Here is a 21391-nt window from a genome sequence, read left to right on the forward strand (position 1 = left end):
GTTAAGTACTGAAACGAACTACCTACTCGCCGGTATGTTATTGCGACGAGTGACCGACGTCACCAGGGATGCGGAAACGTGACCGAAACAGGTTCTACTTCGGGCGGGGTGCCGGTGGTCTCAGGACACCAGACCTCGCTCGACGGCGTGCGCGCCGTGGCCGCCTTCGCCGTCCTGCTGTTCCACGTGTCCATGGAGGCGGGGACGGCGCTGGACCCGGGGTTCCTGGGCGGCGTGCTGTCCAGGGGCGAGATCGGCGTGCCGATCTTCTTCACGCTCTCCGGCCTGCTGCTGTACCGGCCGTGGGCGGCTGAGGCGCTGCTCGGCGACCGGGCTCCGGACACCCGCCGCTACCTGTGGAAACGCTTCTTCCGGATCATGCCGGCGTACTGGCTGGTGGTCGCCGTGGCGCTGCTGCTGTGGGGCGAGGCGCACCGGGCCGACCCCTGGACGTGGGCGCAGATGTTGTTCCTCGTGCACACCTACGACATCACCCCCTGGTGGTACGGCCTCGGCCCCAAGGGGCTCGGCCAGATGTGGAGCCTCGCGGTCGAGCTGACCTTCTACCTCACGCTCCCGCTGATGGCGGCGGTGCTGCGCAGGTTCGCCCTGCGCGGCGACCCCGACCTGCGGACCAGGGGACGGCGGCTGCTCATCGGCCTGGCCGCCTTCGGCGCGCTGTCCTACGTGTACACGGTCTTCGAGTACTTCCCCGACTACCGGCCCTGGATGAACGTGTGGCTGCCGCGCTCCTGGACGTTCTTCGTGCCCGGCATGGCGCTGGCCGTGCTGACCGTCTGGGCCAGGGCCGAGGACGGCCGCGCGCGGCGGCTGAGCGCCGCGCTGGCCTCCTCCTGGGGCACGTTGTGGGTCATCGCGGGCCTGGCCTACCTCATCGCCGCCACGCCGCTCACCGGGCCGCGCGCGGTCGGCCTGGGCAGCATCTGGACCGCGTTCACCGAGCAGGGCCTCTACACGCTCGTCGCCTTCTGCCTGGTCGCCCCGGCCGCGCTGGCGGCCGGACGGCCCACGCGGGTGCACGAGCTGCTCGGCGGCCGGGTGATGAGCTACCTGGGCCAGATCTCCTACGGCGTCTTCCTGTGGCAGTTCGTCATCCTCTACCTCTGGTACGACTTCACCGGCCAGCGGCCGTGGACCGGCAACCTCCTGGTCAACCTGGTCGCCGTCACCGCCATCACGGTCACCATGGCCGGGCTCACCCACCGCTACGTCGAGGAGCCGGCCAGGCGGCTGATCCGCCTGGTGCCTCAGCGCGCCGCCGGGCCCGGCTCGCCGAAGGCCACCGCCCTGAGGCAGAACGCCTGACCCTGCGCCCCGGCCGCGGTGATCCGCATGCCCTTGCCCGGCCCGTCGTGCGGCACGTAGAACAGCGCGCCCATGGCGCCGGTCGCGGGCAGCGTGGCCGCCCGCTGGGCCTCGCCGACCTCCACCACGACCTGCACGGGCCGCGGGCTGACGTACGACATGGCCACCACCACGCCGGGCCCGCCGAAGGACTCGACGGGGAACTCCTTGCCCGCCGGGTAGCACTTGCGCCCCTTGACCGCGTCGAAGAACGGCACCACCCGCCCCACCAGGACGAGCTTGCCCGTGTCGTCCAGCACGTACGGCTCCGCCGAGGGCCGCGGGTCGCGCATGCGCTCCCTGGTCGCGTCGTCGGCCAGCGGCGCCAGCACGTACGAGGTCATCCGGCGCTCCCCGTTCCACGGCAGGACGATCTCCGGCGGCACGGGACGGGAGTAGATGTCGGCCTCCCCCGCCGCCGCGGCCAGCGAGGCTCTCGCGTTCTCCAGGTACGTCCTGACCCGGTCGCCGGTGAGCGTGTCGCCGAAGGTGTTGATCGAGATCAGCGACACGACGACGAAGACGGCGGTCAGCGCGCCGCCGACGGCCGGCATGCTCGCCGGCACCGGCCGGCGTAGGACGTCGGGCTCGTCCTCCACCGGCATGACGGCCAGCGCCAGGCAGAGCGCGAAGAGCACGGCGGCGTCGGCGACGTACCGGGTCTCGGCGCCGACCAGGTCCCAGGCGGTGGCCCGCGCGATCACGGTGGGCACCGCGTCGGCGACCACCACGTAGACCGCCAGGATCGCCCACGCCCGCCAGGCCCGCCTGCGGTACACGCAGGTGACCACGACCAGCGCGGCGAGCACCGCCCACGCCACGGCCACGGTCACCGGGGCCGGGTCGGCCAGCCCGCCGGTCGAGGTGACGCCGCCCCAGCGCAGCGGGCCGCCGACCGCCCCCGTCGGGAAGGTCTCGCCCAGCAGCCTGCGCAGCAGCCCCGGGACCACCTCGGCCTTCGGGCCGGTCAGCGCGTCGGCCCCGGCGGTGTCGCGGCGCAGCCAGTAGAGCAGCGCGTACCCGGCCAGCAGCAGGCCGTGCGCCCACCAGACGGGCCTGCGCAGCTCGGCGAGCAGGGCACGGGCCCACAGGCCACGCCCGAGGTAGGCGCTGCTGACGCCGAGCACCACGAACGGGATGAACACCCCCTTGGTGGAGAAGGCCATCCCGACGGCGGTCCAGGCCAGGGCCCGCCAGCGGCCCTTGCCCTCGCGTACGTACCTGACGTGCGCGGCCAGCGCCGCGATCAGCGCGAGCTGCAGCGGCACCGCGTTGAGCGCGGCCGACCACCAGCTCATGGCGGGCACGGTGAGCGGCGCGAACGCGTAGACGGTCAGCGCGGCGAGCACCGCCGCCCGGTCGCCGAACAGCCGCCGCAGCAGCACCAGGAACATGACCGAGGCCGCCCCCTGGATCGCGACGGTCACGAACGACACCAGCGCCCAGCTGTACGGCGCGACCGACGTGAGCAGCCACACCAGGCCGAGCGCGCCCGGCATGAGGTGCCCCTTGTGCACCCTCATCAGGTACTCCCAGGTCGGCCCGCTGTCGCCGGCCCCGGCCACGAAGAGGAAGTCGTCCTCGACGAAGTAGGCCTTGCTGAGCAGGCTCGCCCGGAACACCAGCGAGATCAGCACGATCAGCAGGCCCACGCCGATGACCGGCCCGGTGCGCACCGCCGGGATGGTGATCTGGAAGGGCTCGGCTCGCTTGACGTCTTCAGCCATGGACGTATCCCTCCACTGCAGTAAGCTCCGCGCCGTGGACACCGAACCGTTCCGAGCGGATCTCGGCAGATCCGTCCGGTTGCTGCGCGCCTTCCGCCTGGAGCAGAGCGACCCCGACTTCTTCTACGGCACCCTGGCCAGGGACACGGTGGCCCAGCTCGCCACCTACACCGACCTGGCCGGCGCGACCGTGGCCGACATCGGCGGCGGCCCCGGCTACTTCGCCGACGCCCTGCGCGCGGTCGGCGCGCGGCCGCTGTGCGTCGACTGCGACGCCGGTGAGATGCGCCTGCGCGACGGCGTGCCGCCCCGCGACGCCGTGCTCGGCAGCGCGCTCGACCTGCCGCTCGCCACCGGCTCGGTGGACGTGTGCTTCTCCTCCAACGTGCTGGAGCACGTGCCCGACCCGCTGCGGATGGCCGAGGAGATGGTCCGGGTGACCCGGCCGGGCGGCGTGGTCTACCTGTCGTACACGATCTGGTTCTCGCCCTGGGGCGGCCACGAGACCTCCCCCTGGCACTACCTCGGCGGCCACTACGCCGCCCGCCGCTACGCCCGCACCCACGGCAAGCCGCCCAAGAACGTCTTCGGCGAGAGCATGTACGCCATCGGCGTGGCCAAGCCGCTGGCCTGGGCGCGCAGGAGGCGCGACGTGGAGGTCCTCGACGCGATCCCTCGCTACCATCCACGCTGGGCCAGGCACGTCGTCCACCTACCTGGCATCCGCGAGCTGGTCACCTGGAACCTGCTCCTCGTCCTGCGCCGCAGGTGAGCGCCGCCGCGACAACCACAGGGCGGCCGCCACGCAGCCCGCGCCGAGCAGGCCGCCGCCGACCGGCGCCACCGTGCCGAGCAGCAGGATCCAGCGCTTGTAGGCGGCCGCCGTCGCCAGGGCCGCGACGACGTCCGGCTCGGCGGTGCGGAAGTCCGCGTCCAGGGCGGTCAGGCGGCCCCGGCCGTCCGCGGTGACCAGCGTCTCGGTCACCTCCTCCAGCGTCCTGACGGGCAGGCCGCTGACCGGTTCGACCCAGTACGTGCGCCGGATCTCGGCGTAGCGGCCGAGGCCGACGTCGCCCTTGCCGGGCAGGCCGAGCAGGCGGCGCGGCAGCGGCGGCGTCTCGCCGGGCACCAGCCGGCGCGGCGTGCGCTGGACGTAGCGGTAGGTCTCGACGCCGCGCACCCGCTCGACCCCGTCGAAGACGGCCGTGACCGGGCGGCGCAGGCGCAGGTCGAACAGCGGGTAGTCGCGGCGCTCGGCGTTGAACGGCCAGCGGAAGGCCTGCCCGGTCTGCCGGACGGAGACGTCCTCGTCCAGGTACTCGCCGCAGCAGTTCACGATCTCGCCGGTACGCCGGTCGAAGGCCAGGCGGCGCTCGTGGTAGTCCAGGCGGTGGCCGTCGCGGGTGGCCAGGGAGACCGACTCGCCCCACACCGCGCGGTCGTCGTCGCCGGCCAGCACGTCGCCGATCAGCCACTGGGTCTGGACCAGGTCGCCGGTCGTCTGCCGCATGGTCGCCGGGTCCACGTACGTGGCCGACTCGGCGGTCGCCCTGGTCATGCTCTGCTGTTCCAGGGGGGCCTTGAGCACCCGGTCGTAGACGTACAGGCGGCTCAGCGGGATGAGCGTCAGCAGGAAGGCCCCCACGGCGGCCAGCACCAGCGCGAGGCTCCTTCGGCTCGGGGCGGTCACGGCCGGGGCACCGCCTGTCCCGGCGTCACGTCGCCCAGGCACAGGCCGGGCGGCACGTCGTGCACGACGATCCGGTCCGCGCCGGGCACGGCCAGGACGAAGACCCGGCCGAAGCCCGCGCGCAGCTTCACGTCGGTGGCGCGGTCGCCCATCCACAGGGTGACCGTCGTGTCGGAGCGGGCCGCGTACCCCAGCCTGACCAGGGTGCCCTCGACCCGGGTGACGCGGTTGTCCAGCGGCACCTGGACGGTCCCGCCGGTCACCGGCCAGCACCGGTCGCGGGTCGCAGGCACGAGCGGGATGCCCTGCACGTCCACCGGCCGCAGGCGGCCCTGGTCGTCGAAGACCAGGCCGTCGAGCGCGGCGGGCGGCGCCTGCATCCTGGCCCTGAGCGCGGGCGTGGCCAGCGCGCCCAGCACCCGCGAGGTCAGGCTGTAGGTCCCGTACGAGTTCGGCAGCACCTCCGTCGGCACCAGCCGGTCGTAGATCACGCTGTCGGGGGCCGCCCTGGCCAGCTCGGCGCGGGCGGTCTCGATGTAGTCGTGCCGCCGCTCGGCCCCCAGGTACCCGGCGAAGAGCGTCACCGTGACCAGCGACGCGCCCGCGAACAGCCCGAGCGTCGCGCCGGCCGCCCCGGTCACCCGCTCCCGCGCCGGCAGCGCCCTGCGGTACGGCTCCTCCTCGCCGCGCAGCGGCAGCAGCACCAGGCCCACGACCAGCGCGAGCAGCGGGACGGCGTCGGCGACGTACCGGGTGTCGGTGCCGACGAACGAGCCCAGCAGGTGGACGCGTCCCCACAACACCGGCAGCGCGTCCGCGACCAGCAGGTAGCCCAGCAGCGTGGCCCAGGCCAGGACCGCCCGCCTGCGGTACCGGCTGGTGATCGCCACCAGCGCGGCCAGGACGACGAGGGAGGCGATGACCAGCGGCAGCGGCGGCGAGGCCACCCCCCAGTCGCCGCCCGCGAACCACCGCCACGGCCCGCCGAGCACGGTGGTGGCGAACGTCTTGCCCAGCAGCTCCCACAGGAAGCCCAGGGCCTGGTCGAAGATCGGCAGCGCCCCGCTGTTCGGCGCCGACGAAGACCGCTGGACGTAGAGCGCGCCGAAGGCCACCAGCACGGTGCCGTACATGGCCCAGGCGGCCAGGTGGCGGCGCAGCGCGGCGCGCAGGCCGCCGTGGTAGATCGCGGTGAGGGCGAACAGCAGCAGCGGCAGCGCGAAGCCCTTGACGAAGCCCAGCAGCCCGACCAGCACCCACAGCGCAGCGGCCACGGCGTGCCGCAGCCGGCCCGTCCGCAGGTGATGCCAGTGCGAGGCGACCGCCATGGGCAGGGCGACCTGGAGGAACACGGTGTTGAGCCCGGCCGCCCACCAGGCCAGCGCGGGCACGGTGACCGGCGCGAGCAGGAAGACCAGCAGCGGCACGAGCGTCGCCGGCCGCCTGCCGAAGACCACCCGCAGCATGCGCAGCACGCCCAGGGCGGCCAGGGCGTGCAGCGCCAGCACCGTGCCGGCCGCCCACCCCCAGTCGAAAGGGTGCAGCCGGGAGACCAGCCAGGCCACCAGGAAGCCGCCCGGCATGAACTGGCCGAAATGGATCCGCGTCAGGTAGTCGAAGGACAGGCCGCCCTCCATCGCCCTGGCCACGAACTCGTAGTCGTCCTCCTTGAAGTACGCCTCCTGGACGACGGCCGCCTTGCCCGCCACCGAGGCGGCGATGAGCACGAGCCCGGCCAGCAGGACGCCGTGGCGGCGGGCCCACCGGGCGGCACGCGCCACCGGGCCGGGAACCGTGATGACGGTCCCCGGACGCGGCTTGATCGTGTCGGTCACGGAACACTCGTCATGGTCGGGCCGCCTGCGGCGACGGTGATCGGTACGGTGGTCTGCCGGGCCGGCGCGCGTCTGGCCGCCACCTCGACGAGGAGCTGCCCGAGCAGCGGCAGGCAGAGCAGCTGCGCCCACAGGCCGCCCGCGCCGAGCGCCACCGCGACCGTGGCGGCCAGGTAGAGCGCGAGCCCGCCGGGCGGCCCGAGCAGCAGGGTCCAGCGCCGCCGCCCGCGCAGGTGCTCGGCCTCCCGCAGCGGACGCGACCAGGCGCCCAGCACGAACGCCACCCCGGCCACGCCCGCCCCCGCCGGCCCGCCGACCCAGTACCCGAGCGCCACGGCGAACACCGCGACGTGCCGGATCCGTGGCCGGGCGGCCAGGACGGGCGCCAGATGGCGTCCCGGCCGGCCCCTGCCCACCAGGGCCAGCCCGGCGACGAGCAGCGCCAGCGCCCCGCCCGCGGCGAGCCCCGCCCGGTACGGCTCGTCCGGCTCGTAGGTGAGCGTCACCGTCCCGGCCGTGAAGGCGGGCAGGAACCAGGCCTGCCGCCAGCCGTCGAGCCGGACGGGCTTGAGCGCCGCGGCCCCCAGCGTGGCCTTCCAGCCGGCGTTGAAGTTCTCGTTGACCACCAGGTAGGCGTCGTCCTGGACGTTCACCTGGACGACCCGCTCGCCGGCCGCCCACGTGGTGACCGGCGTGCGCCGCATGACGGTGGGCCCGGCCGCGGGGCTGCCCGGCTCGTGCCGCACGACCGCCGACTCGACCCGGTACGACTCCCCCGGCCGCACCGACAGCCGGGTCGGACCGGCCACGAGCTGAAGCCGCTCGCAGGTCTCGAAGGTCACCGGCCGGCCGGTGACCACGTCGTGCAGGGTGCCGCCGGTGACGGCGGTGTGCACCTCGTTGCCGTCGATCGTGAGCGTGGGCCCGAAGCCGCACGGCAGCGTGAGCTTGAAGCCGGTCAGCGCGCCGAGTGGCCGCACGCCGGGGAAGGCCACGTCGCTGATCTCGATCGGCCGGCCGCCGGACGCGCCGAACTCCAGCGCGACCTTCCTGGCCCTCATCTCGGGGAAGCGGACGAGCCCGTCCGTGCCGACCCAGCTCTGCCGGACGCCGCCCTCCGCGCGGATCGTCACCCGGACGGGAGGGGCGCCGAGGTAGGAGTCGGGCGTGATGACGCGGATCCGCGACAGCTTCGTCTCGCGGGCCAGCTCGACGTTCAGCGTGGGCCTGGGGTCGAGCGGGTCGGCGAACCAGGCCGTCTTCGGGTCGCCGTCGAAGGCCCAGCGGCCGCCCGCCGCGCCGCTGTCCACCGCGGTGGAGGAGGCGCGCACGGTCAGGGAGTCGCCGGGCAGCGTGCTGAGGCGTTCGATCGTCGCGCGGTCGGTGACCGTGGCGCGGCCCGAGATGCCGTACGCGCCGTCCTTGCCGGTGACGAAGGAGCGGTCGAAGCCGTTGCCGTCGTCGCCCAGCACCTCGTGGCCCTTGGCGCAGCTCCAGGCGGCCGAGCCCCGGACGCAGCCGGGCACGTCGCCGGTCCTGGCGACCGCGATCGTGGCCGGCTCGCCGGTGTCCTCGCGCGGGTCGGGCACGACGATCGAGCGTCCGGGCCGGACGCCGGGGATGGCGAGCTCGGTGATGCCGACCCGGCCGCCGAGGCGGTTCGCCGGTTCGTACGCGGTGGCGACGACCTTCACCCGCAGCCGCTCGACCGGCCCCTTCGGCACGGCCAGCTCCTGCGGGTCGGCGGTCGCGCGCACCTTCTGGCGCAGCGAGCCGGCGCCGGTCTCCACGACGACCTCGCTGGGCGGCGGGCCGATCGGCGAGTTCTCGAACGCCACCTGGATCGTGGGGATCGTCAGCGGCTCGGCGAAGGTCACCTCCAGCCACTCGCCGACGGCGCCGTTCCAGCCGGTGGAGCGCCAGCTCGTGCGCCGGTCGCCGTCCAGCGCGGCGAAGGGCTGGTGGCCCGGCTCGCGGCTGTTCGCCGCGGCGCCGACGTCGGCCTCGGAGCTGGAGGCGGTGACGCCCGCGACGCCGGTGAGGCCCGCCGTGGAGACGTACCGCGCCCAGCCGGGGTCGAGCAGGTCGCTGGAGGGCGAGCTGCCGCGCAGGGGTTCGTCGGCGGTGAGCGTGGCGCTGGCGTTGCGGCGCAGGTCGGCGAAGGCGACCTCCCTGCGGCGCAGCGTGTCGGTCAGGATCGTGTCGTGCGCGGGCACCTTGACCACGCCCGCGTCGTCGTTGAGCAGGACGGGCCGGTCGTCGTCCAGGAGGCCCTGCTCGGCCAGGGAGAGCACGGACTCCGGCGCGCCGCCGACGCGCAGCGGGCGGGTGGCGTCCACGGTGCCGACCAGCGGCGCGGCGCCGGCCACGCGGTAGATCTCGACGGCCGGGTACGGCTGGTCCAGCCAGGCGGCGGCCCGGCCGTACTGGGCGATGCCGACGCCCGGCCCCATTTGGGCCACGAGCGAGACGCCGGGCGAGTCCTCCAGCGCCTGGTGCACCCGGGCCGGCCAGGCCGTGCCGATCGTCGCCCGGTCCAGGTCGTTCCGGACGACCAGGTACGACACCCCCATCCGGCGCAGCGTGGCGGCCAGCCCCGGCGAGCCCTTGCCGGTGGCCAGGCGGTCGTCCACGGCGGCCATGAGCCGCGAGATGCCGGCCGAGCCCCACGGCACGATCGTGTGGGTCGCCCAGCGGGCCTGCGAGAGGGCCTGCAGCGGCTCGTCCAGGGGGCGGCCCCACAGGTACTCGCCGCGCTTGGCGCCCGGCACGGCCAGCACCATGCCGTCGCCGGCGTTGCGGTTGAGCCAGGTGATGGCCTGCCGCCAGTAGTCGGGGATGGCGGTGAAGCCGCCGGCGGGGGCGAGACCGGCGTACAGGACGGGCAGGCCCGACAGGGTCACGAGCCCGGCGGCCAGCACGGTCAGGGGCATGCGCAGGCGCGGGCGGGCCAGTGAGAGCAGCCCGGCGAGGCCGAGCGCGACGGGCAGCCTGATCAGCGCGTCGAACTTGTGCAGGTTGCGGAACGCGGCGAGCGGGCCGTCGAGCAGCCCGACCATCACCTGCTCGTGCGGCGTGCCGGGATGGCCGGTCGTGATGACGGCGATCCCGCACAGCAGGCTGATCAGCAGGAACGGCCGCTCGGGCAGCCGGCGCAGGGTGAGCCCGGCCAGGCCGAGCGCGGCCACGGCGGCGGTGACCACGATCAGCCACGGGACGGTGGACTGCTGGTGGGCGTCGGGCAGCCAGGTCTGGCCGTCCACGGTGAGAAAGCTGAGCCAGCTCGACGTGCCGCGCAGCGCGTTGACCAGCGACGTCACGCCGGTCGTCGCGGTGGCGGTCTCGATGTAGGGCAGGAACGAGAAGATGTAGCCGCCGAGCGTGAGCAGCGGGACGGCCCACCACAGCGAGGCGAGCGCGACCAGCGGCAGCCACCAGGCGATCAGGCGGCGTTTGACCGGCCCGCCGCGCCTGGTCAGCAGGTACACCATCGGCACCACGAGCACGGCCGCCTCGGCCACCGCGTTGACCCCGCCGCAGAACAGGAAGGCGAACGCCGACAGCGCGGCCGCCCGGCGTGGCGTCAGCTCGCCCTTGGCCCCCTTGACCAGCGGCAGCAGGATCCACGGCAGCACGGCGCTGGGCAGGAACTCCGAGGAGTTGATGCCGATCAGCGCCTGGGCGTGCGGCGCGAGCGCGTACACGAAGCCGGCCAGGACGCGGGTGTGCGGGCCGCCGACGCCGAACGCGCGGGCGAGCTGGACCACGCCGAGGAAGGCGACGCACAGCACGAGCGACATCCACAGCCGCTGGACGGCCCACGACTCCATGCCCAGCTTGAGGAAGATCGCGTAGAACGGGCCCATCGGGAACAGGTAGCCGTACGCCTGGTTCTGCAGGTGGCCGAAGTAGGCGCCGTCCCACAGGTGCAGCGCCCGGCCGAGGAAGCCCAGCGGGTTGACCGCCATGTCGAGCTTCGTCTCGGGGATGATCTTCTCGGTCGAGGTGTTGAACGCGATGGCGCCGAGCAGCAGACAGGAGGCGAGCAGCCGCAGCCTGTGCCTGATCCGGGCCTCGTAGCTCTCGACGGTGGAGTCCCCGCGTTCCCCCGGGGGTCCAGGCGAGGCTTGGGTCACTGAGGGGCTCCGCCGCAATCTTGGAGTTTCGCCAGGATAAGTCCGGTCATGTTAGCCCCAGTTCGGGCCCACGTAAATTCCCCGGCCCAGGCGCGGCAGGCCGCGGCCACCTCCGCCCGCCGCCGCGGGTCGGCCAGCTCCTCCAGCGCGCGGCCGGTCACCTCGGCCAGGCTCTCGCCGTCCCGTACGAGCCAGCCGGTGACGCCGTCCCGCACGGAGTCGCGCAGCCCGGCCACGTCGTAGGCCACGGTCGGCACGCCGAGCGCGGCGGCCTCGATCACGGTCAGCCCCCAGCCTTCGAACTCCGAGGCCGTCACGTTGAGCCGGGCGGCGGCCAGCAGGGCGTTCTTGCGCGGCTCGGGCAGGAAGCCGTGCAGCTCGACCCGGCCGTCCAGGCCGCGGCCGGAGATCCGGGCGGCCAGGGCGTCGCGCTCGGGGCCGCGGCCCACGACGTGCACCCGCAGGCCCGGCCAGGCGTCGCCGAGCTCGGCGGCCAGGTCCACGACGCGCTCGATGCGCTTGTGGCCGATCAGGCGGCCGGCGTACACGAGGGCGGGCTCGCCCACGGCGGCCGGCGGCTCGCTGCGCGCGGGCTCGGCGCAGCCGTTCGGCACGACGGTGACCGGCGCGAGCCAGCGCAACTTCGTGGCCAGGTCGTGCCTCGACGACTCCGAGACGGTGACCGTCAGGCAGCGCCGGTAGACCAGCCGGGCCACCTCGCCCTCCACGAAGCACCCGATCCGGGCCAGCCAGGCGGGCAGGAAGGCGTGGAACTGCCGGTCGTGGACGTGGTGCACGAGGCTGATCACGGGCGTGCGGCGGCGGACGACGAGCGGGGAGAAGAAGGGGATGCCGTTCATGGTGTCGATGACGACGTCCACGCGCCGCCGGTGGATCAGCAGCCAGAGCGGGACCAGCAGGTAGACGAGGTACGGGTTGCCCATCCTGCGCAGGTCGACGCCGTCGAGCACCTCGGCGCGGCGCTGCCCGCGCTGGCGGCCGGTGAGGAACACGACCGAGGCCCCCTGGGTCAGCAGGAACCGGCTGACCTGCCAGGCGTACTCCTCGGCGCCGCCGGCCGTGGACTGGCAGGGTTCGCGGAAGTTGAGCATCGCCACGCGGACGCCCGCGAGTGGCCGCTCTCCCGCCGTCGCGTCGTTGGTCCGCGGCTCGATCAGCCGTGCCGTGTCCGCCTTGCGCTCACCGGTAAAGACCACCATCACTCCTCGTCGGCGGGCATGCGGGCATGGCGGAGCCACACTCCGTGCTCGCTGTGTATGGCCCCGCGTCAAGCGGGATGGATCACCTGGTGCCGTAGTTGTAGAGCGGCTGGTTGGGCGGGGTGAGCGACGGTGAGGCCACGTTGACCACCGCGACGGAGGCTCCGACCGCCAGCAGGGCTCCTATCGCCAGGGCCACGAGAAGTCGCAACACGAAGCTCTCCCTTCCTTCCGGTGACGCGGTGTGCCGAGACTAGAACGTGTTTCGTCTTGAATCCATAACATTGGTCAAACCGTGATAAAGCAAGTTACCCTCCGGTACATCATGAAACAGCCGGTCAACGCCGCAGCAAGCGCAGCTCTTCGCCGTCGAAAACCGTTCTCCAGCCGGGCGGCGCGGACGGGAACCCGTTCTCGCCCGCGGCCATGAGGAGATACCTGGCGGGCAGGTCGCCGTAGGCGCCGGCGACCAGCAGGTCACCGGTCAGGCGGTTCAGCGGGTCCTCGCCGCGCACCCGCAGCCGGCCGCCGCCGGGCAGGCCGACGAGCAACGTGTCGTCCCAGAGCACCCGGCGCCGGAACAGCTTGGTCGCCGGGTCGAGCACCACCCGGCCGCCGTTCCAGGCGAAGGCCCGATGGGCGCCCCACGGCAGCGACACCAGCGGGCCCGGCGCGGGGTCGCCGTCCACGATCCGCTGGACCGCCGTCCATTCCGCCGGGTACGTCACCGCCTCCAGCCGGCCGAACGCGCCCAGCGCGAACGTCGGCATCGCCAGCACCGGGGCCAGCACCCCGACCAGCGCGAGCGCGCCCGACCGCAGGACCGAGGCCAGGCCGACCGCCGTCAGCAGGGCCAGCGGAGCCAGGTACACCTGGCCGTCGCGCAGCGGCCCGAACCCCGGCCACAGGGCGATGAGCCACTTGAGCGCCTCGCGTCCCGGCTGGAACGCGCCCAGCCCGGCGACGCAGAACCCGGCGGCCGCCGCCACCGCCAGGCCGCCCCACCAGGCGGGCCGTTCGGGGGCCGCGCGGAGGCGGGCGTAGCCGTACAGGCCGGCGAGGACCAGGAGGAGCCGGGCGGTCGCCGTCCACCACGCCTCCTGGCCCGGCAGCCCGGCCTCGGCGTTCCAGATGCCGCCGAGCGAGAGCAGGCTGCCCAGCACGCCGAAGGGCCCGTCGGCGCGGGCCGCGAACGCGTCCACGCCCGCCGGGTCGGTCACCGCGCCCGAGCCGAGCGCGGGCACCGCCCACGGCAGGCTGTACGCGACCAGCACCCCGGCGGCGACCGGCACCCTGCGCCGGGCGACGGCGATCGGCATCAGGGTGAGCCAGGACACCAGCATCGCCTGGAACCCGCCCACCGCCGCCGGCAGCAACGCCACCCCCAGCCGCCCGAACCGCGCGAACCCTCCGAGGGTCTCCCGCGTGAGCGCGCGGATCGCCCACGGGAGCCCGGCCACGCCCAGGAGCAGGGCCCACTGGCCGAGCATGAGCCGCTGGGCGAGGTAGAGGTTCCAGGCGTAGAACGCGGCGGCCACGAGCCGGGCGAGCCTGCGCTCCGGCGGAACCAGCGCCGCCGCCCCGGTCGCGGCCAGCACGAACACGGCGACCAGGGCCGCCTTCTGCACGATCTCCACGGGCAACGCCCTGGACAGCAGCGCCACGACCAGGTCGCTGGGCACCGCCCGAGGGAAGCCGCCGCGGTCGGGCCACAGGGGCGGATCGGGCACGAAGAGCAGGTCGTACCGGAGCACCAGCCCCCAGCCCAGCGCCGGGCCGAGCGCCAGCACCGCCAGCCCCAGCCCCAGCGCCGCCGGCCCCCAGCGGCCCGCACGGCCTTCGCGCACCGTGACACCGCCTCTCCCTCGCGCCAGGACCGGCAGTCCGGGCACAAGGGAGATTAGCCGCCAACGCCTCACATGTGTTATTTACCGGGCTCGGGGTCCCGGGGCAGGCCCAGCATGCGCTCGCCGATGATGTTGAGCTGCACCTCGGTGGTGCCGCCGTAGATGGTCATGGCCCTGGTCGCGAGCACCGCCCGGTTCCAGTAGCCGGCGTCGCCGAGCTTCATGTCGGCGGCCACCACGGCCTGGGCTCCGAGCAGGCCGACGGCCGTCTCGGAGACGTGCTGGGCGTGCGAGGTGGACAGCAGCTTCCGTACGGACGCGTCGGCGCCCGGCTCGTTCCCGGCCAGCTGCTTGAGCGTGACCCGCAGCGACAGCGCGTTGATCGAGTGCCCCTCGCACACGACCCCGGCCACCTCCTGCTCCTCGGCCGGCGTGAGCTCGCGCCCGAGCCGGCCGATCAGCCCGAGCAGGTCGGGCACGGACGCGCCGGTGCCGCCCGATCCGGACGACAGCGAGACGCGCTCGTTGGACAGCGTGTTGCGGGCGACCTTCCAGCCGTCGCCGACCTCGCCCACGACCAGGTCGTCCGGGACGAAGACGTCGTCGAGGAAGACCTCGTTGAACAGGTTCTCGCCGGTCATCTCGGTCAGCGGCCGGACCGTGACGCCGGGCGCCTTCATGTCCACCAGGAAGTACGTGATGCCCTCGTGCTTGGTGCCCTCGGAGGAGTTGCGGGCGATGCAGATGCCCCATTCGGCCACGTGGGCGACCGACGTCCAGATCTTCTGGCCGTTGAGCCGCCAGCCGCCCTCGACCTTCTCCGCCTTCATCTGCAGCGAGGCCAGGTCGGACCCGGCGCCCGGCTCGGAGAAGAGCTGGCACCAGATCATCTCGCCGCTGAGCGTCTTGGGCAGGAAACGTTCCTGCTGCTCGGGCGTGCCGTACACGGCGATGGACGGCACCACCCAGGCACCGATGATCATCGCGGGCAGCCTGACCTTGGCGGCCTTGAGCTCCTGGGCGATGAGCACCTGCTCCAGCGGCTTGGCCGCGCGGCCCCACGGCCTGGGCAGGTGGGGCATGACGAACCCGCGGTCGGCGAGCGCCCGCTTCTGCTCCTGGCCCTCAAGGCGGGCGATCTCGGCGATCTCCGCGCGGATGCCCTCGCGCAGCTCCTCGGCGCCCTCGGGCAGGTCGATCTCCATCTCGCGGCCGACGCCCTGCAGCGCGAGCGCGGTCACCGAGGCGGCCCACTCGGCCGAGGAGCCGAGCAGGGCGCGCAGGGTGAGGGCGCGCCGGTAGTAGAGGTGCACGTCGTGCTCGAAGGTGTAGCCGATGCCGCCGAACGTCTGGATCGCGTCCTTGGCGCACTGGACGGCCGCGTCGGGGGCCATCACCCCGGCGACGGCGGCGGCGTACTCCAGCTCGCGGCCCTCGGCCCTGGTGGCGTCCCAGACGGTGGCGCGGGCCTGCTCAAGGGCGACGAGCATCCGGGAGATCTTGTGCTTGATGCCCTGGAACTGGCCGATCGGGCGGCCGAACTGCTCGCGCACCTTGGCGTAGGCGGCGGCGGCCGTGACGCACCAGGACGCCAGCCCGGCGGCCTCGGCGCCGAGCAGGATCGCGGCCAGGTTGAGCACGTCGGGGCTCTCCACGCCGTCGAGCACGCGCTCGGCGGGCACGCGCGCCTCCGACAGCTCCACCTTGGCCACCGGCCGGGTCAGGTCGAGCGACCGGACCGGCGTGACGGTGACGGCCGAGGCGTCGACGGCGATCCACTCCTCGCCCTCGGACGTGGTCACCGGCAGCACCAGCACGTCGGCCAGCGAGCCGGCCAGCACCGGGTCGGCCGTGCCGGACACGACCAGCGAGCCGTCGTCGGCACGGGAGCCGGTGAGCGAGCCGGACAGCGCGACGGCGCCCGTCAGCGTGCCGTCGGCGAGGGCTTCGAGCAGGTCGTGCCGCTTGGAGGCGTGGATGACCGCACTGGCCAGCACGGTCGGCACGTACGGGCCCGGGGCGAGCTTCTCGGCCAGCGCCTCGACGGCGACGGCCGCCTCCAGCAGCCCGTAGCCCGAGCCGCCGGACTCCTCGGGCAGGTGCAGGCCGAGCAGCCCCTGCTCGGCCAGGCCCGGCCAGAAGGGCGGACGTTCGTCCGACCCGGATCGCAGCAGCTCCGAGGGGATGTTCCGCTCGGCCCAGCCGCTCACCGAGTCGCGGAGCGCCTCGTGCTCCTCGCTCAATCCGATCGCCATTGCTCATCCTCCAGCCAGGTCAAAGACAGTGCCCGATGCCCAGAACCATATTCTAGAGCATGCTTCTGGCCTAGAGGGGCCGCACCTGCTGGACGAGTGTGTTCAAATCAGCCCATCGCGCCTTGTTCTTCTCGGGAATCGAGGCCAGCAGCATCGCCGGCTTGGTCTTGCCCACCTCGACGACCGTCACCACGGCCTGGGCGGTCTCGGTCTTGCCGCCCGAGACGTAGGTGACCTTGTAGCCCAGCGACCAGCCCTTGCCGACCGGCACCTTCGCGGACCCGGTCCAGGAGGTCAGCTCGGCGCCCGCCGGATACTGCGTGCGCAGCGCCCAGCGGGCCGCGCGGACGGCCATCTCGCGGTAGTCGGCGTCCTTGGACGGCTTCTTCTCCGGGGCGTCGCCGGGGAACATGGCCGAGGCGATCACGGTGTGCGGCACCGCCACCTTGCCGATGCGCTGGGCGACGGTGAACGGCGCGAACGACTTGGCGTCCCAGGGCGCGGCCAGGCGCGGGTAGCTGATGCCGCTCGTCTTGTCGGAGATGATCCCGCTCACCACGGACGCCTTGCCCGGCAGCGCGGGGAACGCCTTGCTCGCCGGCACCGAGGGGAGCGCGACCGGCGCCTCGCTGGGGGTCGGGGAGGCGGTCGGGGTGGCGGTCGCGGCCGGCACGGGGGCGACGGAGACCGTCGTCCCGGCGGGGTCGCCGGTCGTGGGCACGTCGCCGGAGAACACGACGAAGATCAGCAGCACCGCCGTGACGGTGACGAGGATGGCGCCCGCGAGATAGATCGCGCGGATGGGGATGTCCCCGATGCCACGCTTGTGCGGCTTGGTGACGAGCGGCGTCATGGGACCGACGGCGCCCGGCTGGGGCTGGTGCTGGGGCTGGGGCGACCTGGGCGCTCCCGGCGGCCACACCTGCACAGGCTGATGCTGCGACGCCCTCCCCGGCCCTGGCCGCTGCCCCTGCCCTTGCGCAAGCCCAGGCCCATGCGCGTGCACCTGCCCCGGCCCTTGTACAAGCCCAGGCCCTTGCGCGTTGACCTGCCCCGGCCCGTGCGCAGTCCCTGGCCCCGGTCCTTGTGCGAGCCCTTGCCCCGCCCCTTGTCCTGGCCCTTGCGCGGCCCCCGGGCCCGGGCTCTGTCGGCCGGCGCCTTGGAGCTGCTGGTTCCCACCCGGAGACTGCGGCGGGTGCGGCGGGCGTCCCTGCGGGCCGGACGGAGGCTGCGGACGCACCTGCGGGCCCGAGGGCGGCCCAGGGTAGGGACGCGACTGCGGACCGGACGGCGACTGAGGGCCGGACGGCGGCTGCGGGCCGGACGGCGGCTGCGGGCCGGACGGCGGCTGAGGAGTCGGTCGCACCGGCTGGGACGCACCCGGCCGCGGCGGACGCGGGATCTTGACCGTCTGCTCCGCAGGCGGCACGACTTGCTCGGCAGGCGGAACAACGACCTTGCGAAAAGGTTGGGTGTCCTGTGCTGATCTCTCGTCGCCGACGTCCGCCATGGCCTTGAGGTTACGTCACCGAAGAGCAGGATAATTCCTCTATTCCCCCAGCAGAATCTAATTCTGTATGGTCTGCGGACATGAGGGGTTTCTACGAGATCGCAGCCGCCGACCCGGACCGTCCCGCCCTGCTCGGCGACGACGGCGCGACCTACGGCGAGCTGCTCGCCCGCGCCAACAGAGCCTCCCACGGCCTGGTCGCGCGCGGCGTCCGACCGGGCGGCGCCGTGGTGACCGTGCTGAAGAACGGGCTCGACGCCCTCACCATGATGCTGGCCACCTACCAGATCGGCGCCTACCTGGTGCCGGTCAACTGGCACTACACGGCCGAGGAGATCGACTACATCGTCGCCGACTGCGGCGCCGACGTCGTCGTCTCCCCCGGCGCGCTCACCGTCGCCGACCTGACCGACGGCCGGCCCGACACCGCGCCCGAGGACCGCCGGGCCGGCTCCATGATGCTCTACACCTCCGGCACCACGGGCCGCCCCAAGGGCGTGCGCCGCCGGCTGCTCGACCTCACGCCCGAGGACCTCTACCCCATCCTGATGCGCAAGAGCTGGCGGCACTTCGGCCTGCCGTCCGACGGGGTGCACCTGGTGTGCTCGCAGCTCTACCACTCGGCCCCCTACGGCCAGGCGATGATGGCGCTGCAGTTCGGCCACTCGATCGTGGCGCCGGAACGGTTCGACGCCGCCGAGGCGCTGGCGCTGATCGAACGGCACCGGGTGACGAACGCGTTCATGGTGCCCACGATGTTCCACCGGCTGCTCGCCGTGCCGGACCGGAAGACCTACGACCTGTCCTCCCTCACCCACCTCTACCACGGCGCCGCCCCCTGCCCGCCCGCCACCAAGCAGGCGATGATCGACTGGCTCGGTCCCGTCCTGTGGGAGTACTACGGCTCGACGGAGGCCGCGGTGGCGACGATGGTGTCGTCCCAGGAGTGGCTGGAACGGCCGGGCACGGTCGGCAGGGCCCTCGACGGCATGGCCTTCACGATCATCGGCGACGACGGCCACGAGGCGGCCCCCGGCCAACCCGGGACGGTCTACATCGGCGGCATCAACCGCTTCGAGTACCACCGCGACCCCGGCAAGACCGCCTCGGCCATGCGCGGCGCCGCCTACACCCCCGGCGACATCGGCTACCTCGACGCCGACGGCTACCTGTTCCTGCTGGACCGCAGGACCGACCTGATCATCTCGGGCGGCGTCAACATCTATCCCGCCGAGATCGAGGCCGCGCTGCTCGAACATCCGTCGGTGGCCGACGTGGCGGTGATCGGCGTGCCCGACCCCGAGTGGGGGCACAAGGTCGTGGCGCTGGTCCAGCCCGTGCCGGGCGTGACGGGCGGCGCGGAGCTGACCGCGGAGCTGCTGCGGCACTGCGCGCCCCGGCTGGCCAGGATGAAACACCCCCGGGTGATCGAGTACCGCGAGTCACTGCCGCGCACCCCCACGGGCAAACTCAGCAGACGGGACGTCCGAGAGGCGTATCTTTCCCGCTGAGCTGGGCAGACATCTCCCCATGAGGGAGATCGTCGCCGGACTGGCAGCCGTCGTACTGCTCACCGCCTGCGGGCGGTCCCCGTCGATCCCGGCGTCCACCTCCACGGCCACGGCGAGCCCGGCCACGACCACGCCGGGCTCGCCGACCGCCTCGGCGGAGGCGCCGGGGAGCGCGCCGCAGTCGCTGGAGAGCGCGTACGAGCGGGTCATCACGGACGTCCTGCCATCGATCGTGCAGATCAACACCAAGGTGGGCCTCGGCTCCGGCATCGTCTACGACACGGCGGGTCACATCGTCACCAACGCCCACGTGGTCGGCGAGGCGACCGAGATGAACGTCACGATCGCCACCGGCGGCGCGCCCCGCCCGGCCAAGCTGGTCAAGGCGTTCGGCGCCGGCGACCTGGCGGTGATCAAGGTCGATCGGCCCGACGGACTGCGCCCGGCCAGATTCGGCGACTCGGGCAAGCTGCGGGTGGGCCAGATCGTCCTGGCCATGGGCAACCCGCTGGGCCTGTCGGGCAGCGTCACGAACGGGATCGTCTCGGCGCTCGGCCGTACCGTCAGCGAGCCCCAGAGCCCCGAGTCGCCGGGCGCCACCATCAGCGGCGCGATCCAGACCTCCGCCGCGATCAACCCCGGCAACAGCGGCGGCGCGCTGGTGAACCTGGCCGGCGAGGTCATCGGCATCCCGACCCTCGCCGCCACCGACCCGCAGCTCGGCGGCGGGGCCGCGCCCGGCATCGGGTTCGCGATCCCGAGCAACACGGCCACCGACATCGCGGCCCAGATCGTGAAGAACGGCAAGGTCACCAACAGTCACCGGGCCGCGCTCGGCATCCGCGGCAGCACGGTGATCGGCGCCACCGGGCAGCCGAGCGGTGTGGGCGTGGCGAGCGTGGAGAAGGGCGGGGGCGCGGAGAAGGCCGGGATCCGGGCCGGTGACGTGATCCTCTCGATCAACGGCAAGAAGACCACGACCATGGCCGCGCTGTCGGAGGAGATCACCGCCTTCAAGCCCGGCGACCAGGTCAAGGTGGAGGTCCTGCGGCCCGACGGCGGCACCCAGACCGTCACGGTGACCCTCGGCGAGCTCAAGGCCGAGTGACGGCCCGACCGGGCCGCTGTGTCCCTGCCAGGCCGCTGTGTCGGGGCCAGGCCGATGTGTCCCTGCCGGGCCGGCCCCTCACTGCCGGGCCGTGAAGACGACCTCCACGCGCCGGTTCTTCGCCCGGTTCCGTTCCACCGGCTTGCCCTCGACCAGGTTGGGCAGCTTGGGCCGCCGCTCGCCGTATCCGGCGGCCTGGAGCGTCACGTTCCCGCCGCCGAGCAGGCTCTCCAGGGCCGCGCGCACGGCCTGCGCCCGCCGCCGCGACAACGCCAGGTTGTACGCGTCGCTCCCCTGGTCGTCGGTGTGCCCCTCGATCCTGACGACGCCGCCCGCGCCCTCCGCCTCGACCTTCGCGGCGACGTCCGCCAGCCGTTTCCTGGCCTTGGGCGTGAGCCGCCACTTGTCCAGCGCGAACAGCACGTCGCTGGTCAGCGCGACCGTCACCTCGCGGCCCTGCCTGGTCTCGCTCTGGGCGCCGTCCATGGACTCGACCTCGCCGACGATGTCCTCGACCGGCAACACCAGATCCTCCACCGGGCCGGCGGCATCGGACGGGACCGGGACCGGCGTGGGCGTCAGCACGAGGGCCAGCGCCAGGCTAAGAGAGCGGAACATCGGTGAGCACGCCCAGCATCGGCATCTCCACGTTGACCTTCGTGACCTCCGGCGGCGGCGCGGCGAAGACCGCGTACAGCGTGCTGGACTCCCCCGCCTCCAGGAACTGGCCCTGCGTGCCGGAGCACACGCAGGTGGCGTCGGCGGCGGTGCCGTTGCGGGCGACGCGGTAACGCTTGGCGTTCACCGGGTCGATCAGGGAGACGTTGGAGACCGTGTAGTCGAGCGCGCCGCCGCCCAGGCCGTTGTGCACGTTGACCTTGCCCTCGACGGCGGTGATCGTCCAGTTGAGGGTGGCGGTTCTACCCTGGCGCAGCAGGGCGGTGATCTCGACGCGGGCCTTGCCGTACTGGTCGCCGGAGCCGACCTTGGCCTCACGGGTGGCGATGACCACGTCCGCCTGCGGCGGCGCCGTCTGCGCGGGCGCGGTGCGCGGCGGCGCGGGGGCGGTGGTGGTCGCCTCCTCGGCGGCGGTCTGCGGCTGTCCGCCGGGCGACATGCCACACCCTGCCAGGACGACTGCCGCCCCGATGAGCACGATCGTCTTTCGCATCTGCTGATCACCTTAA

The 21391-nt window shown here is 73.4% G+C and carries 15 protein-coding genes; 4 read left to right on the forward strand and 11 right to left on the reverse strand.

All coding sequences use genetic code 11. The features are described from left to right. The first annotated feature begins 78 nt into the window (after positions 1 to 78). Complete coding sequence (locus tag ACIBK9_RS43835; protein WP_397164929.1) at positions 79 to 1326, forward strand: acyltransferase family protein; 1248 nt, start codon at positions 79 to 81, stop codon at positions 1324 to 1326. Here ACIBK9_RS43835 and ACIBK9_RS43840 read toward each other — a convergent pair. Next, positions 1269 to 3092 carry an ArnT family glycosyltransferase gene (locus ACIBK9_RS43840; protein ID WP_397164931.1) on the reverse strand — a complete coding sequence of 608 codons (1824 nt, stop codon included), beginning with the start codon at positions 3090 to 3092 and terminating at the stop codon, positions 1269 to 1271. The genes ACIBK9_RS43835 and ACIBK9_RS43840 overlap by 58 nt on opposite strands. Here ACIBK9_RS43840 and ACIBK9_RS43845 point away from each other — a divergent pair. Then, positions 3091 to 3864, forward strand: a complete 774-nt coding sequence (locus ACIBK9_RS43845) for a class I SAM-dependent methyltransferase (protein WP_397164932.1) — start codon at positions 3091 to 3093, stop codon at positions 3862 to 3864. The genes ACIBK9_RS43840 and ACIBK9_RS43845 overlap by 2 nt on opposite strands. Here the strand turns inward: ACIBK9_RS43845 and ACIBK9_RS43850 are convergent. The 8 genes from ACIBK9_RS43850 to ACIBK9_RS43885 form a co-directional block, all read right to left on the reverse strand. Beyond that, the gene (locus ACIBK9_RS43850; protein WP_397164934.1) at positions 3805 to 4782 is read right to left on the reverse strand and encodes a DUF3068 domain-containing protein; all 978 of its coding nucleotides are present in this window, start codon (positions 4780 to 4782) and stop codon (positions 3805 to 3807) included. The genes ACIBK9_RS43845 and ACIBK9_RS43850 overlap by 60 nt on opposite strands. Then, positions 4779 to 6617 carry a hypothetical protein gene (locus ACIBK9_RS43855; protein WP_397164936.1) on the reverse strand — a complete coding sequence of 613 codons (1839 nt, stop codon included), beginning with the start codon at positions 6615 to 6617 and terminating at the stop codon, positions 4779 to 4781. The genes ACIBK9_RS43850 and ACIBK9_RS43855 overlap by 4 nt, the downstream gene beginning before the upstream one ends. Beyond that, positions 6614 to 10753 carry an alpha-(1->3)-arabinofuranosyltransferase family protein gene (locus tag ACIBK9_RS43860; RefSeq protein ID WP_397164937.1) on the reverse strand — a complete coding sequence of 1380 codons (4140 nt, stop codon included), beginning with the start codon at positions 10751 to 10753 and terminating at the stop codon, positions 6614 to 6616. The genes ACIBK9_RS43855 and ACIBK9_RS43860 overlap by 4 nt, the downstream gene beginning before the upstream one ends. Next, the gene (locus ACIBK9_RS43865; protein WP_397164939.1) at positions 10750 to 11973 is read right to left on the reverse strand and encodes a glycosyltransferase family 4 protein; all 1224 of its coding nucleotides are present in this window, start codon (positions 11971 to 11973) and stop codon (positions 10750 to 10752) included. The genes ACIBK9_RS43860 and ACIBK9_RS43865 overlap by 4 nt, the downstream gene beginning before the upstream one ends. Positions 11974 to 12055: 82 nt before the next feature. Next, positions 12056 to 12187: a hypothetical protein gene (locus ACIBK9_RS43870; RefSeq protein WP_260477562.1), complete on the reverse strand. Its 132-nt coding sequence runs from the start codon at positions 12185 to 12187 to the stop codon at positions 12056 to 12058. Between the two features lie 124 nt (positions 12188 to 12311). Continuing rightward, positions 12312 to 13820 (reverse strand): hypothetical protein, encoded by a 1509-nt coding sequence (locus ACIBK9_RS43875; protein WP_397164941.1) that lies wholly within the window; start codon positions 13818 to 13820, stop codon positions 12312 to 12314. A gap of 77 nt (positions 13821 to 13897) precedes the next feature. Next, positions 13898 to 16075: an acyl-CoA dehydrogenase gene (locus tag ACIBK9_RS43880; RefSeq protein WP_352349366.1), complete on the reverse strand. Its 2178-nt coding sequence runs from the start codon at positions 16073 to 16075 to the stop codon at positions 13898 to 13900. 70 nt (positions 16076 to 16145) lie between these two features. After that, on the reverse strand, positions 16146 to 16928 hold the full coding sequence (locus ACIBK9_RS43885) for a hypothetical protein (protein WP_397164942.1): 783 nt from the start codon (positions 16926 to 16928) through the stop codon (positions 16146 to 16148). 737 nt (positions 16929 to 17665) lie between these two features. On the opposite strand from ACIBK9_RS43885, the gene ACIBK9_RS43890 reads away from it, so the two are divergent. Both ACIBK9_RS43890 and ACIBK9_RS43895 read left to right on the forward strand, forming a co-directional pair. Continuing rightward, complete coding sequence (locus tag ACIBK9_RS43890) at positions 17666 to 19096, forward strand: AMP-binding protein (RefSeq protein ID WP_397164943.1); 1431 nt, start codon at positions 17666 to 17668, stop codon at positions 19094 to 19096. A gap of 19 nt (positions 19097 to 19115) precedes the next feature. Continuing rightward, positions 19116 to 20204, forward strand: a complete 1089-nt coding sequence (locus ACIBK9_RS43895; RefSeq protein ID WP_397164945.1) for a S1C family serine protease — start codon at positions 19116 to 19118, stop codon at positions 20202 to 20204. A 78-nt stretch (positions 20205 to 20282) separates the two neighbouring features. Here ACIBK9_RS43895 and ACIBK9_RS43900 read toward each other — a convergent pair whose 3' ends face one another. Together ACIBK9_RS43900 and ACIBK9_RS43905 are read right to left on the reverse strand one after the other, a co-directional pair. Continuing rightward, entirely contained in the window at positions 20283 to 20822 is a 540-nt protein-coding gene (locus ACIBK9_RS43900) for an OmpA family protein (RefSeq protein ID WP_397164946.1), read from the reverse strand. Next, positions 20806 to 21375 (reverse strand): lipoprotein, encoded by a 570-nt coding sequence (locus ACIBK9_RS43905; RefSeq protein ID WP_397164948.1) that lies wholly within the window; start codon positions 21373 to 21375, stop codon positions 20806 to 20808. Before ACIBK9_RS43905 ends, ACIBK9_RS43900 begins: the two co-directional genes overlap by 17 nt. Between the last annotated feature and the right edge of the window lie 16 nt (positions 21376 to 21391).

This window comes from Nonomuraea sp. NPDC050227 (assembly GCF_044459705.1).
Lineage (GTDB): Bacteria > Actinomycetota > Actinomycetes > Streptosporangiales > Streptosporangiaceae > Nonomuraea.

Coding starts and splice junctions, on each gene's coding strand:
- ACIBK9_RS43865 (WP_397164939.1), bottom strand. CDS start 11,973: ATGGTGGTCTTTACCGGTGAGCGCAAGGCGGACACGGCACGGCTGATC.
- ACIBK9_RS43890 (WP_397164943.1), top strand. CDS start 17,666: ATGAGGGGTTTCTACGAGATCGCAGCCGCCGACCCGGACCGTCCCGCC.
- ACIBK9_RS43880 (WP_352349366.1), bottom strand. CDS start 16,075: ATGGCGATCGGATTGAGCGAGGAGCACGAGGCGCTCCGCGACTCGGTG.
- ACIBK9_RS43905 (WP_397164948.1), bottom strand. CDS start 21,375: ATGCGAAAGACGATCGTGCTCATCGGGGCGGCAGTCGTCCTGGCAGGG.
- ACIBK9_RS43885 (WP_397164942.1), bottom strand. CDS start 16,928: ATGACGCCGCTCGTCACCAAGCCGCACAAGCGTGGCATCGGGGACATC.
- ACIBK9_RS43895 (WP_397164945.1), top strand. CDS start 19,116: ATGAGGGAGATCGTCGCCGGACTGGCAGCCGTCGTACTGCTCACCGCC.
- ACIBK9_RS43900 (WP_397164946.1), bottom strand. CDS start 20,822: ATGTTCCGCTCTCTTAGCCTGGCGCTGGCCCTCGTGCTGACGCCCACG.
- ACIBK9_RS43840 (WP_397164931.1), bottom strand. CDS start 3,092: ATGGCTGAAGACGTCAAGCGAGCCGAGCCCTTCCAGATCACCATCCCG.
- ACIBK9_RS43845 (WP_397164932.1), top strand. CDS start 3,091: ATGGACGTATCCCTCCACTGCAGTAAGCTCCGCGCCGTGGACACCGAA.